Genomic DNA, 13439 nt, shown 5'->3' on the forward strand with positions numbered 1-13439 from the left:
GATCAGTACCGGTTGACCGTCGGCGGCGCCGGGATCTGGTACCCGGTCGCGCCGAAGGTCTGGTTCAGCGCGTTGGCCCAGGAGCCGTCGGCGATCATCGCCTCGATGGCGTCGTTGACCGCGTCCCTGGTCTCCTGGTCGCCCTTCTTCAGCCCGACGCCGTAGTTCTCCGTGGTGAACGGCTTGCCGACCACCTTGAGCTGGCCCGGCGACTGGGCGGCGAAGCCGGCCAGGATGATGTCGTCGGTGGTCACCGCGTCGACCGAGCCGCTGCGCAGCGCCTCGACGCAGAGCGAGTACGTGTCGTACTCCTGCAGCTGGACGTCGCTGGCGTACTTCTCCTTGACGTTCTGCGCGGGGGTCGAGCCCTTGACCGAGCACAGCTTCTTGCCGCCGTTCAGCGACTCCGGCCCGGTGATCTCGGTGTTGTCCGCCTTCACCAGCAGGGACTGGCCCGCGACGAAGTAGGGGCCCGCGAAGTCGACCTTCTCCTTGCGCTTGTCGGTGATCGAGTAGGTGGCGAGGACCAGGTCGACCTGCCCGTTCTCGATCAGCGTCTCGCGCTGGGCGGACGGCGCCTCCTTGAAGGTGATCTGCTCCGGCGACACCCCGAGCTTGCCCGCGACGTACTTGGCGACCTCGACGTCGAACCCGCTGTAGGAGCCGTCCTTGTTACGCAGCCCGAGGCCGGGCTGGTCGAACTTGATGCCGATGGTGAGCTTGCCGTCCTTGGCGTTCTGCACGGCGGACTGGTCGGAGCCGCCACCGCAGGCGGCCGTGCCTGCGACGGTCAGCGCCAGGACTGCCGCGCCGATTCCGGCGCGCAACGCGCGGTTGATCCTCATCGATTTCCTTCTCTCTTATCTCAGTGGCTCAGAATCTTGCCCAGGAAATCCTTGGCGCGGTCGGACTTGGGCGCGGTGAAGAAGGTCTCCGGCTCCGTGTCCTCGACCACCTGGCCGTCCGCCATGAAGAGCACCCGGTCACCGGCGCGGCGGGCGAAGCCCATCTCGTGCGTGACCACGAGCATGGTCATGCCCTCCTTGGCCAGCGAGACCATCACCTCGAGCACCTCGTTGACCATCTCCGGGTCGAGCGCCGAGGTCGGCTCGTCGAAGAGCATGACCTTGGGGTTCATCGCGAGCGCGCGGGCGATCGCGACGCGCTGCTGCTGGCCGCCGGAGAGCTGCGCGGGGTACTTGTCCGCCTGGTTGGCGATGCCGACCCGCTCCAGTAGCGCCAGCGCCTGCTTGCGCGCCTCGTCCTTCTTCAGCTTGCGCACCTTGAGCGGCGCGAGCATGACGTTCTCGATGATCGTCTTGTGCGCGAACAGGTTGAACGACTGGAACACCATGCCGACGTCGGCGCGCAGCGCGGCCAGCGCCCTGCCCTCCGCGGGCAGCGGCACGCCGTCGACCGCGATCTCGCCGGAGTCGATGGGCTCCAGCCGGTTGATCGTGCGGCAGAGCGTGGACTTGCCGGAACCCGATGGCCCGAGCACGATCACGACCTGCCCGCGGGGCACCTCCAGGTTGATGTCGCGCAGCACGTGGAGCGCACCGAAGTGCTTGTCCACCTTGCGCATCGAGATCATCGGCGGAGCACCGGTACTGGCGTCTCCTGCGGTCGCGGAAGCGGCGGCGTCGTCGGTCATGGTCACAGACTTTAAGCGCAAAACCGGATTTTGCCCCGCTTTGCATGACACACCGCCGCGCCGCGCCGAATCGACATACATATGTAACCTGATGGTGTCCTATCAGGCCAAACGCACAGAATGTGACGTAACATCACCTGGTCAGAGACGAAAGCGGAATTAACATAGTTACTTTTGATCCCTTTTGATCGGCTGCCTCGGGCAGTGCCGAAAGGTCGCCGGAGTCGGTCGCCCGGAGAAATCGATTCGCCGCGCACCGGTGCCCGGGGGCGTCGCCGGTGGCGGCGACCTGCTGGGCTACAGTGACGCGTGTCCATGAATGCCATCGAAGACGCTCCGCACACGGCCATGCGCACCTATGATGTCCGCACCTTCGGCTGCCAGATGAACGTGCACGACTCCGAGCGCCTCTCCGGGCTGCTGGAGGAGGCCGGCTACGTCCGGGCGGTGCCGGGGGCACAGCCCGACCTGGTGGTGTTCAACACCTGCGCGGTGCGGGAGAACGCGGACAACAAGCTGTACGGCACGCTCGGGCACCTGGCGCCGACCAAGGCGAGCAGGCCAGGCATGCAGATCGCCGTCGGCGGCTGCCTGGCCCAGAAGGACCGGGAGGCGGTGGTCCGCCGCGCGCCCTGGGTGGACGTGGTCTTCGGCACGCACAACATCGGCTCGCTGCCGGTGCTGCTGGAGCGGGCCAGGCACAATGCCGAGGCCCAGGTCGAGATCCTGGACTCGCTGGAGGCCTTCCCCTCGACGCTGCCCGCCAAGCGGGAGTCCGCCTACGCGGGCTGGGTCTCCATCTCGGTGGGCTGCAACAACACCTGCACCTTCTGCATCGTCCCCGCGCTGCGCGGCAAAGAGGTGGACCGGCGCCCCGGCGACGTGCTCGCCGAGGTGCAGGCGCTGGTCGACCAGGGCGTGCTGGAGGTGACGCTGCTCGGGCAGAACGTCAACGCCTACGGCGCCTCCTTCGCCGATCCGAGCGAGCCGCGCGACCGCGGCGCGTTCGCCAAGCTGTTGCGCGCCTGCGGCGGCATCGACGGCCTGGAGCGGGTGCGCTTCACCTCGCCGCACCCGGCCGAGTTCACCGACGACGTCATCGAGGCCATGGCGGCCACCCCGAACATCTGTCCGCAACTGCACATGCCGCTGCAGTCCGGCTCGGACCGGGTGCTCAAGGCCATGCGCCGCTCCTACCGGCAGGCGCGCTACCTGGGCATCATCGAGAAGGTGCGGGCCGCCATGCCGCACGCCGCGATCACCACCGACATCATCGTCGGCTTCCCCGGCGAGACCGAGGAGGACTTCGAGCAGACCCTCGAGGTCGTCCGCCGCGCCCGCTTCACCAGCGCCTACACCTTCCAGTACTCCAAGCGGCCAGGCACCCCGGCCGCGGAGCTGCCCGACCAGCTGCCCAAGGCCGTGGTGCAGGCGCGCTACGACCGGCTGATCGCGCTGCAGGAGGAGATCTCGCTGGCGGGCAACCGGGAACTGGTCGGCACCGAGGTGGAGCTGCTGGTCGCCGAGGGCGCGGGCAAGAAGAACGCCGCCACCGCGCGCATGAGCGGGCGGGCCAGGGACGGGAGACTGGTGCACTTCCGCCCGGAGGGCGTCGATGGCCACCGCCGCCCGGAGCGCGATGGTATCCGCCCGGGTGACCTGGTGACCGTCACGGTGACCGAGGCCGCCCCGCACCACCTGATCGCCGACTCGCCGATCACCGCCCACCGCAGGACCAGGGCCGGGGACGCGCACGAGCGCGGCATCACCCCCAAGACCGAACCCATCGGCGTCGGGCTCGGGCTCCCGAGCATCGGCGCGCCCGCGGCACCGCCGGTGAGCAGCGGCTGCGCCACCGGGTGCGGCTCGTGACCGGCCCGGCCGACCCCGGCGCGGAGCCGGGCCGAGAAGGAGACGACGTGAATTCCGTCGAGAACCTGGAACAGATGCGCGCCGAGATCGACGCCGTGGAGCGGAGGGTCGCGGGCGAGATCGACCCCGGCGCCCGGGCGCTGGTGGTGGCGATCGCGGTGTTCGCGCTGCTGCTCTCGCTGGTGCTACCGCACGCCGGGTCGGCGCGCGGCTTCGACGTGCTGCTCTTCACCGAGCCGGCGCGGTTCGAGCACATCGGGCTGCCGTCCCGGGTCTTCGTCTGGTTCGTGACGGTGTTCGGGATCGGCTTCTCGCTGTTCGCGCTGATGACCAGGCGCTGGGCGCTGGCCTGGATCGCGGTCGCCGGGTCGGCGGTCGGCAGCGTCTTCGGGATGCTCTCCATCTGGCACCGGCAGACGCCGGGGCTGGACAACTACATCGGCGCGGGGCCGGGCATCGGGCTCATCGTCGCCGCGATCGCCGCCGTCGTGCTCACCTTCCACTGGGTGCAGGTGGTGTGGAGCCGGACCGCCGTGCACCTCGCCGCCGAGGAGCAGCGCCGGGCCGTCGCCGCGGCCGCCGAAGAGGAAGCGCGCAAGAAGCGCTTCGGCGAGAGCTGAGCGGCGGCCGCGCCGGACCCCGACGCGGCCACGCTCCGATCAGCGGTTGCTGACCGCGCCCTCGGCGGCCTCGGCCCACTCGCGCCACTGCTTGGCCTGCTCCAGGGCCCGCTCGGCGTCCCTGGCCTTCCCCGCGGCCTGCGCCTTGGCCGCCTGCTCCTCGAACTGCTGCACCCGCTCGCGGAACTGCGCGGCGCGGGCGACGGCCTCCGGGTCGCTGCGCCGCCACTGGGCGTCGGCCGCCTCGCGCACCTTCTTCTCGATGGCGCGCAGCCTGCCCTCCAGGTCCTGCATGCGCTCGCGCGGCACCTTGCCCAGCGCGTCCCACTTCTCCTGCAGGTCGCGCAGCGCGGCGCGGGCGCCCTCCAGGTCGCTGGCGGGATCGATGTGCGCGTGCGTGCGGAGCAGCTCCTCCTTGGCGGTGGCGTTCTGCTCGAACTCCGCGTCCCGCTCGGAGGCGGCGGAGTTGCGGGCCGCGAAGAAGACGTCCTGCGCGCTCTTGAACCGGCGCCACAGCGCCTCATCCGCCTCGCGCGGGGCGCGGCCCGCCGCCTTCCACTCGGTGAGCAGGTCGCGGAAGACGGCGGCGGTGCCGACCCAGTCGGTGGAGCCGGAGAGCTGCTCGGCCTGGACGCACAGCTCCTCCTTGCGCGTCTTGGCGGTGGCGCGCTCGCGGTCGAGCTCGGCGAAGTGCGCGCCGCGGCGGCGGTTGAACGACTCGCGCGCCTTGGAGTAGCGGCGCCACAGCGCGTCGTCCACCTTGCGGTCGACGCCGCGGATGGTCTTCCACTCGTCCAGGATCTCGCGCAGCCGGTCGCCCGCGGTCTTCCACTGGGTGGACTCGGCGGCGATCTTCTCCGCCTCGGCGGCCAGCGCCTCCTTGCGCTCGGTGTGCTCGTGGCGGGCGCGCTCCTTCTCCTCGCGGGCGTGCGCGGCCGCCTCCTCGGAGTGCTCGGCGATGGCGGCGAGCCGGGCGGCCAGGCCGTCGATGTCGCCGATGACGGCGGCACTCGGCAGCGACTCGGCCAGCGCGACGGCGGCGGCCCTGGTCTTGCGGGCGTCGGCGCCCGCGGCGAGCCGCGCCTCCAGCAGCGCGACCTCGGTGGCCAGGTCGTCGAAGCGGCGGCCGAAGTGCGCCAGCCCCTCGGCGGCGTCACCGGCCTGCCAGGAGCCGATCTGCCGCTCACCGTCGGCGGTCTTCACCCAGGCGGTGCCGTCCTCGTCGACCCGGCCCCACTTGCTCGGGTCGCTGACGGTCGGGACGACGACGGGGTGCGGGTGCTGCTGGGCGGCCGGGCCGGGAGCGGGCTTGACGGCGTGCGGCTTGGGACGGGGCCCGGCGCCGCCGGGCTTGGGCGCGCCGGACGGGCGCGGTACCGGCGCGGGGCGGCCGGCGTCGGCGGTTCCGTTGGTGTCGGTCATTGCTCCTCGTCCCTGCCGCGCGTCACGGCTGCCTGATTACGCCCTGGCTCACCCCATTCAACCCGGTGCGAGCCCTCGAGACCATTCGATCCACGCCCCCGCGAGGGGGACCACCAGGTCGCCCGACCCGTGGTGACCTGGGTTGTCGCTCCCCGAACACTATCAATGTCCGGGTGTTTTGCGGCAGAGACACTCGAACCCGCGGCGGCCGTCCGGCACCGGACGGCTACCGTTGTCGGGTGTTCTCCGCCGCGGCCGTGATCCCCGCGCCACCCGTGCTCGTGCCCGAGTTGTGCGGGGGTGCCGCCGAATCCGGCGCGCCCGATCCGGCGCGCGCGGTCGAGCAGCTTCCCGGCGGCGCGACCGGCGACGCGCGCGGCGTCGGCGCCGGGCTGCGCGGGGCGGGGGCCGGTGATCCCAGGACCGTGCTGCGGGCGGCGGTGCTCGACGTGCTCGCCGCGCTGGCGGCGGAGGGCGGCAGCTGGACGGTGCTCGGCACCGGGCAGGGGCAGTACGGCCCGGACACCGTCGGCACCTTTCTCGGGTACGGCGTCGACCTGGCGGTGGCGCTCGGCCCGGCCGCGTCGAGCGAGCCCGACCCGGAGCTGGAGCTGCCGGTGCTGATCGCGGGCTGGGCCCGCGGTGCCGTCGCCCCGGCGACGAACGTCGAGGTCCGGCTGCTGCCGGAGGAGACGCCCGCGCGCGAGGCGGCGGCGTTCGGCGCCCGGCTGCGCGCCGAACTGGACGCCGGGCCGGAACCGCGCGGCGTGCTGGTGATCGCGGACGGCGCCGCCACCCTCACCACCGCCGCCCCCGGCTACCTGGACGAGCGCGCCCCCGCCGTGCAGCGCGCGCTCGACACCGCGCTGGCCACCGGCGACCGGGCGGCGCTGCTGGAGCTGGACCCGGCGCTCTGCGCCGAGCTGGTGCTCCGCGGCCGCGCCGTCTACCAGGCGCTGGCCGGGCTCTTCGGCCGGGACGGCGCGGTGGCCGCCGACACCCGCTACCAGGACGCGCCGTTCGGGGTCGGGTACCACGCCGGGCTGTGGCGGCCGGCGTGAGCACACCGGTCGCGGTGATCGGCCCCACCGCCACCGGGAAGTCCGAGCTCGGGCTGGAGCTGGCCGAGCGGCTCGGCGGCGAGATCGTGAACATCGACGCCATGCAGCTGTATCGGGGGATGGACATCGGCACCGCCAAACTCGCCCCCGCCGAGCGCCGCGGCATCCCGCACCACCAGCTCGACGTCCTCGAGGTGACCGCCACCGCGACGGTCGCGGCCTACCAGAGCGCCGCGGCCGCCGATGTCGAGGCGATCCTGGCGCGCGGGCGGACCCCGGTGATCGTCGGCGGCTCCATGATGTACGTGCAGGCGCTGCTCGACCAGTGGGCCTTCCCGGCCACCGACCCGGAGGTGCGGGCCAGGTGGGAGCGGGTGCTGGCGGAGGAGGGGCTGCCCGCGGTGCACGCGGCGCTGCGCGCGGCCGACCCGGTCGCCGCCGAGACCATCCTGCCCACCGACGGCAGGCGCATGGTGCGCGCGCTGGAGGTGGTGGAGCTGACCGGGCGGCCGTTCGCGGCCTCCGCGCCGGTGATCGGCACCCCGCGCTGGAACACGCTGCTGCTCGGCGTGGACCGGGACACCGCCGAGCTGGACGCCAGGATCGAGCGGCGCACCGCGCACATGTTCGCGGCCGGGCTGGTGGACGAGGTGCGCGGGCTGCTCGAGCGCGGCCTGCGCGCCGGGGTGACCGCCCGCAGGGCCATCGGATACGCACAAGTCCTCGCCCACCTCGACGACGAATACGACCTGAACCACGCGGTCGAGCGCACGCTGATCGGTACCAGGCGGTACGTGCGCAGGCAGCGCTCGTGGTTCCGCCGCGACCCGCGGGTGCGCTGGTTGGACGGCGCCGACCCGGCGCTGGCCGAGGCCGCGCTGGCGACGGTGGCCGGGCACGCGGCGGGCGTATCGGCAGGCACGGGAAAGGAACGTTCAGCGCAGTGAGCCGATCAGCGCGGCCGCGCACGGCCTCGGTCCAGGTGTGGCAGGGGTACCTGACGAATCGCGGCAAGCGGCAGCGCGACGGCCGCTTCCTGGTGCACGGCGTCCGCCCGATCACCCGCGCGCTGGCCTGCGACTGGCCGCTGGAGACGCTGCTCTACCGGCTCGGCGGACCGGAGCTCTCCGGCTGGGCGCGGGAGGTGCTCGACACCAGCCCGGTGCCGCGGGTCGGGCTGGTCCCCGAGCTCATGGCCGAGCTCGGCGACGGGGTCCCCGAGCTGGTCGCGGTCGCCGTCTCCCGCCCCGGCGAGCTGGACGACTTCGCGCCCGGCGTGCCCGGCGGCCCCCCGCCGGTGGTGCTGGTCGTCGACCGACCGGACTCGCCGGACGTGCTCGGCGCGCTGATCCGCAGCGCGGACGCCTTCGGCGCGGCCGGGGTGGTGATCACCGGCCCCGGCGCCGACCAGCACGACCCGCGCACCGTGCGCGCCTCGACCGGCTCGCTCTTCGCCGTCCCGGTCTTCCGGGCGGGCGGCGCCGCCCAGGTCCTGGCCTTCGCCGAGCGCCAGCGCAGCCGCGGCATCCCCACCCGCGTCGTGCTCCCCGGCCCGCACGGAACACCGGTGGACCAATACTCGTTCCACGAGGCGCCCGTCCTCGTCGTCGGCGACGAGCGCGGCCCCTGGCCCGCCGCCGACCAGGTCACCATCCCCCGCGCCGCCGACACCATCGGCGCCGCCGCCACCGCCACCATCGCCCTCTACGAAATAGCCAGACAGCGCCCCTAGCGACTACCGTCCCTACAACTGACAACGGCCCCCCGCCCGCCCACCCCCCCCGGGTTTGCGGCCCGTCCCGCGATCGGGCGTCCGAAGCGCACGCGGCGCAGCCGCAAACTTCGGACGCCCGATCGCGGGACCCCGAAGGGCCGCAAACCCCGTCCGCACCAGCGGACAAAAAACACAGGAGTGACTTGGTGGATGCGGTCGAGTTCAGCAAGGGGCACGGTACGGAGAACGACTTCGTGTTGCTTCCCGACCCGGAGGCGGCGCTCGAGCTGACCGCGTCCAAGGTCGCCGCGCTGTGCGATCGCCGGGCCGGGATCGGCGCCGACGGGGTCCTCCGGGTGGCCAAGGCCGGGAAGTTGCTGGACGCGGGGGTGCTGGACGCGCTCCCGGACGGCGTCGCGGGCGACGACTGGTTCATGGACTACCGCAATGCGGACGGCTCCATCGCGGAGATGTGCGGCAACGGCATGCGGGTCTTCGCGCACTACCTGGCCGCGGCGGGCTGGGAGCCGCGCACCGACTACGTGGTGGGCAGCCGGGCGGGCGCCAAGCCGGTGACGGTGCACAGCGGTGACCCGGTCGACGGCGAGATCACCGTGGCGATGGGCGTGGTGCGCGAGCTCGGCCCGTCCACCGCCTCGCTGGCGGGCTGGGCCTACCCGGGCATCGGCATCGACGTCGGGAACCCGCACCTGGCCTGCGTCGCCCCCGACCTCTCCGCCGACGACCTGGCCAAACTGGACCTCACCGTCGCCCCCGGCTACGACCCCGACCTCTTCCCTCAGGGCGTGAACATCGAGTTCGTCACCGCGCTCCCGGAGGGCGCGGAACCCGCCGTCGACATGCGGGTCTACGAGCGCGGCGTCGGCGAGACCCGCTCCTGCGGCACCGGTACCGTCGCGGCCGCCGCCGCGGTGCTGCAGCGCGAGGGGTTCCGGATCGCCGAGGACTCCGGCGAGGTGCGGGTCCGGGTGCCGGGCGGCGCCGTCTCGGTGCGGCTCGCGGGCGGGCAGGCGTGGCTGCGCGGCCCGTCGGTGCTGCTCGCGCACGGCCGGCTCGCGGGCGAGTGGTGGCTCGCGCACTGAGCGGCCGGGTGAATATCACGATGCGCCGTTCGCCGCAAAGTGGCAGCATGGACAGCGTATGAAAAAATCTGACAGGTTCCCGCTCCCGGTGACGCTCGAGGACGCCTTCGACACCGAACCGGCCGAAGCCACCGATGACGACACGCTCGCCAGGCACGCCGAGCGGATGGCCCGCTCCGGCTGGTCCGCCGACCCGACCGTCGGCGAGCTGCAGCTCGACGAGCGCAGTTCGCTGCGCCGGGTGGCCGGGCTCTCCACCGAGCTCACCGATATCACCGAGGTCGAGTACCGGCAGCTGCGCCTGGAGCGCGTCGTGCTGGTCGGGGTCTGGACCGAGGGGACGGCCGCGGCCGCCGACGCCTCCATGGCGGAGCTGGCCGCGCTCGCCGAGACCGCGGGCTCGGAGGTGCTGGAGGCGCTGATCCAGCGCCGCGACCGGCCCGACCCCGCCACCTACATCGGCTCCGGCAAGGCCGAGGAGCTGCGCGCGGTGGTGCTGGAGACCGGCGCCGACACCGTCATCTGCGACGGTGAGCTGACCCCGGCCCAGCTGACCGCGCTGGAGAAGGTGGCGAAGGTCAAGGTGGTCGACCGGACCGCGCTGATCCTCGACATCTTCGCCCAGCACGCCACCTCCAGGGAGGGCAAGGCGCAGGTCACGCTGGCGCAGATGGAGTACATGCTGCCCCGGCTGCGCGGCTGGGGCGAGTCCATGTCCCGCCAGGCCGGTGGCCGGGCGGGCAGCAACGGCGGCGTGGGGCTGCGCGGTCCGGGTGAGACCAAGATCGAGACCGACCGCCGCCGGATCCGCGAGCGGATGGCCAAGCTGCGCAGGCAGATCCGCGAGATGAAGACCGCGCGCGACACCATGCGCGCCCGCCGGGTGAACGGCGGGGTGCCCGCCGTCGCCATCGTCGGCTACACCAACGCGGGCAAGTCCAGTCTGATGAACGCGCTCACCGACGCCGGAATCCTGGTGCAGGACGCGCTCTTCGCCACGCTCGACCCCACCACCCGCCGGGCCGCGCTCGACGACGGCCGGGAGATCGTGGTCACCGACACCGTCGGGTTCGTCCGGCACCTGCCGACCCAGCTGGTCGAGGCGTTCCGCTCGACGCTGGAGGAGGTGACCGCCGCCGACCTGCTGCTGCACGTGGTGGACGGCTCGGATCCGCTGCCCGCCGGGCAGATCGAGGCGGTGCGCGAGGTGATCACCGACGTTGTCAAGGACTCGGGCGTGCCCGCGCCGCCGGAGTTGCTGGTGGTCAACAAGATCGACGCGGTGGACGAGCTGACCCTGGCCCGGCTGCGCGCGCAGCTGCCGGACGCGGTCTTCGTCTCCGCCGCCACCGGCGCCGGGGTGCCCGAGCTGCGCGAGCGGGTCGCCACGCTGCTCGGCGGGCTGGACGTCGATGTCACCGTGCTGCTGCCCTACACCAGGGGTGATCTGCTGGCCCGGGTGCACGCCGAGGGCCGGATCCTGGCCACCGAGCACGAGGAGGGCGGCACCAGGGTGCGGGCCAGGGTGCCGCACGCGCTGGCCGCCGCCTTGACCCCGTTCGCCGGCTCCGCGCCGGAGCAGCGGGACTGATCCGCACTCCCGCTGCGGCGCAGCGGATTCGGGGTGCGGCGTCGGGGTAGCCGGGATGCTGCCGGTGTGATTAGGCTGAGCCTCGTCGCATCGGCAAGCAGGAGGACCATCCATGTCGCAGCACCGTTCGGGCGGGGCCGCACCGGCAGCGCCACGATCCGGCGCCACCGCTCCCGGCACGCTCACCGACGGTGCGCCGCTCCGGGTTTCGCCGAGCGGTGCCGAGCTGCGGTTACTGGACGCGGTGCTCGCCCCGCTGCGCGCCTGGTCGAGCCCGCGCTTCTACGGGCTGGAGAACATCCCGGCCGACGGTCCGGTCCTGCTGGTCGGCAACCACAACCTGCTCGGCGGCATCGATGCCCCGCTGTTGCTGCCCGAGGTGCTGCGCCGCCGCGGCAGGCTGATCCGCGGCCTCGCGGAGCAGGTGCTCATGGCGGTGCCCGGGGTGCGGCACGTGCTGCACCGGTACGGCGTGGTCCGCGGCACCAGGGCGAACTGCCTGGCGCTGCTCGCGCGGGGCGAGGCCGTGATCGTGTTCCCCGGCGGCAGCCGGGAGGCGGCCCGGCGCCGGAACGAGAAGTACACGCTGCAGTGGGACGGCCGCACCGGCTTCGCCAGGATGGCCATCGAGGCGGGCGCGCCGATCGTCCCGGTCGCCATGATCGGCATCGACGACGCCTTCGACATCGTGCTCGACGCCGACCACCCGGTCATGCGCCCGGTGCGCTGGGCCGCGCGGGCGCTCGGGCTGCCGACCGGGCTGATCCCGCCGGTGGTGCGCGGCATCGGCCCCACCGTCGTCCCGCGCCCGGAGCGGTTCTACTTCGCGGCGGGCGCGCCCATCGACCCGGCGCCGTGGCGCGGCGCCCCGGACGTGGCGGCCGCCGCCACCGAGCTGGCGGGCGTGGTCCGCAAGGGGCTGGAGGAGGAGCTGCGCTTCCTCTTCGCCGAGCGCGAGCGGGACTCGGGGCGCAGCCTGACCGGCAGGCTCAAGGGATTGCTCCGCCGCTTCTGAACCACCGTTCCCGGCGCGGCGCCCCGTGCCGTCGCGCGGTTCGCCGCGCCCGCCGCGAGGTTTGCCGAGAATTGCTGATACTCACCGCCCCGGCAGGTCGCGGGGCAGGTGACGGTATCGATTTCAGGTGTGAAGTGAACACCGATTCTCATTGCGGGTACCGTGTGAGGCAACGACCGCCGGGGTGGCCCGGCCGGTGCCGCACAAGGAGGTAGGCGTGGAACGCACACTGTTCGAACCCGAGCACGATCTGTTCCGGGAGTCGTTCCGCAAGTTTCTCGATCAGCACGTCGCGCCGAACCACGCGAAGTGGGAGGAGCAGGGCCTCGTCGACCGCGAGGTCTGGCTGGAGGCGGGCAAGCAGGGCTTCCTCGGCATGGCCGTGCCGGAGGAGTACGGCGGCGGCGGGGTCAAGGACTTCCGCTACAACGCGGTGGTCGTCGAGGAGTCGGTGCGCGGCCTGTACAGCGGCCTCGGCTTCGGGCTGCACAACGACGTCATCGCGCCGTACCTGCTGGAGCTGGCGAACGAGGAGCAGAAGCAGCGCTGGCTGCCCGGCTTCTGCTCCGGCGAGATCATCACCGCGATCGCCATGACCGAGCCGGGCACCGGCTCCGACCTGCAGGGCATCAAGACCAAGGCGGTCCGGGACGGCGACGACTGGATCCTGAACGGCGCCAAGACCTTCATCACCAACGGCATCAACGCCGACATCGTGATCGTGGTCGCGCAGACCGACCCGGAGAAGGGCGCCATGGGCTTCAGCCTGCTCGTGGTGGAGCGCGGGATGGCGGGCTTCGAGCGCGGCCGCAACCTGGACAAGATCGGGCTCAAGGCGCAGGACACCGCCGAGCTCAGCTTCACCGACGTGCGGGTGCCGGGCAAGAACCTGCTCGGCACCGAGGGCATGGGCTTCGTGCACCTCATGCAGAACCTGCCGCAGGAGCGGCTCTCCATCGCGGTCATGGCCGCGGGCGCCATGGAGGCCTGCCTCGACCTGACCATCCAGTACGTGCGCGACCGCAAGGCGTTCGGCAAGCCGATCGGCGCACTGCAGAACACCCGCTTCGTGCTGGCCGAGCTGGCCACCAAGACGACCGCGGTGCGGGTCCTGGTCGACCGCTTCATCCAGGACCTGAACGAGGGCAAGCTCTCCGCCGAGGACGCCGCCATGGCCAAGTGGTGGAGCACCGAGGAGCAGCTGGAGCTGATCAACCGCTGCCTCCAGCTGCACGGCGGGTACGGCTACATGAAGGAGTACCCGATCGCCAAGGCGTACATGGACGCGCGCATCCAGACCATCTACGGCGGGACCACCGAGATCATGAAGGAGATCATCGGCCGGTCGCTCAAGCTGGCCTGAGCACCGTCGACAGCGCCCCCGTCC

Annotated in this window: 12 protein-coding genes; 9 read left to right on the top strand and 3 right to left on the bottom strand. The window is 72.5% G+C overall.

The features are described from left to right. Window positions 1–2 precede the first annotated feature (2 nt). Together ACFUUZ_RS24045 and ACFUUZ_RS24050 are read right to left on the bottom strand one after the other, a co-directional pair. A complete protein-coding gene (locus ACFUUZ_RS24045; RefSeq protein ID WP_378699825.1) occupies window positions 3–845 on the bottom strand; it encodes a glutamate ABC transporter substrate-binding protein in 843 nt (280 codons plus the stop codon). Between the two features lie 20 nt (window positions 846–865). Next, the gene (locus ACFUUZ_RS24050; RefSeq protein ID WP_378699852.1) at window positions 866–1594 is read right to left on the bottom strand and encodes an amino acid ABC transporter ATP-binding protein; all 729 of its coding nucleotides are present in this window, start codon (window positions 1592–1594) and stop codon (window positions 866–868) included. Window positions 1595–1969: 375 nt separating this feature from the next. Here ACFUUZ_RS24050 and miaB point away from each other — a divergent pair, with 375 nt between their 5' ends. Then, a complete protein-coding gene (gene miaB / locus ACFUUZ_RS24055; protein ID WP_378699827.1) occupies window positions 1970–3526 on the top strand; it encodes a tRNA (N6-isopentenyl adenosine(37)-C2)-methylthiotransferase MiaB in 1557 nt (518 codons plus the stop codon). 74 nt (window positions 3527–3600) lie between these two features. After that, window positions 3601–4146 (top strand): hypothetical protein, encoded by a 546-nt coding sequence (locus ACFUUZ_RS24060; RefSeq protein WP_378699854.1) that lies wholly within the window; start codon window positions 3601–3603, stop codon window positions 4144–4146. A 39-nt stretch (window positions 4147–4185) separates the two neighbouring features. On the opposite strand, the gene ACFUUZ_RS24065 is transcribed toward ACFUUZ_RS24060, so the two are convergent. Further along, entirely contained in the window at window positions 4186–5568 is a 1383-nt protein-coding gene (locus tag ACFUUZ_RS24065) for a DUF349 domain-containing protein (protein WP_378699829.1), read from the bottom strand. 239 nt (window positions 5569–5807) lie between these two features. On the opposite strand from ACFUUZ_RS24065, the gene ACFUUZ_RS24070 reads away from it, so the two are divergent. From ACFUUZ_RS24070 to ACFUUZ_RS24100, 7 genes are all read left to right on the top strand, one after another. Further along, on the top strand, window positions 5808–6629 hold the full coding sequence (locus ACFUUZ_RS24070; protein WP_378699831.1) for a hypothetical protein: 822 nt from the start codon (window positions 5808–5810) through the stop codon (window positions 6627–6629). Continuing rightward, window positions 6626–7576, top strand: coding sequence for a tRNA (adenosine(37)-N6)-dimethylallyltransferase MiaA (miaA, locus tag ACFUUZ_RS24075; protein WP_378699833.1), 951 nt, complete (start codon window positions 6626–6628; stop codon window positions 7574–7576). Before ACFUUZ_RS24070 ends, miaA begins: the two co-directional genes overlap by 4 nt. Next, window positions 7573–8361: a TrmH family RNA methyltransferase gene (locus ACFUUZ_RS24080; protein WP_378699835.1), complete on the top strand. Its 789-nt coding sequence runs from the start codon at window positions 7573–7575 to the stop codon at window positions 8359–8361. Before miaA ends, ACFUUZ_RS24080 begins: the two co-directional genes overlap by 4 nt. Before the next feature lie 188 nt (window positions 8362–8549). Further along, complete coding sequence (dapF, locus tag ACFUUZ_RS24085; RefSeq protein ID WP_378699837.1) at window positions 8550–9446, top strand: diaminopimelate epimerase; 897 nt, start codon at window positions 8550–8552, stop codon at window positions 9444–9446. Window positions 9447–9612: 166 nt separating this feature from the next. Then, a complete protein-coding gene (hflX, locus tag ACFUUZ_RS24090) occupies window positions 9613–11037 on the top strand; it encodes a GTPase HflX (RefSeq protein ID WP_378699856.1) in 1425 nt (474 codons plus the stop codon). 112 nt (window positions 11038–11149) lie between these two features. Next, window positions 11150–12052 (top strand): lysophospholipid acyltransferase family protein, encoded by a 903-nt coding sequence (locus ACFUUZ_RS24095; RefSeq protein ID WP_378699839.1) that lies wholly within the window; start codon window positions 11150–11152, stop codon window positions 12050–12052. Window positions 12053–12269: 217 nt separating this feature from the next. Further along, entirely contained in the window at window positions 12270–13415 is a 1146-nt protein-coding gene (locus tag ACFUUZ_RS24100) for an acyl-CoA dehydrogenase family protein (protein ID WP_378699841.1), read from the top strand. Window positions 13416–13439: the final 24 nt, after the last annotated feature.

It is taken from the genome of Nocardia sp. NPDC057353 (genome assembly GCF_042667085.1).
Lineage (GTDB): Bacteria > Actinomycetota > Actinomycetes > Mycobacteriales > Mycobacteriaceae > Nocardia.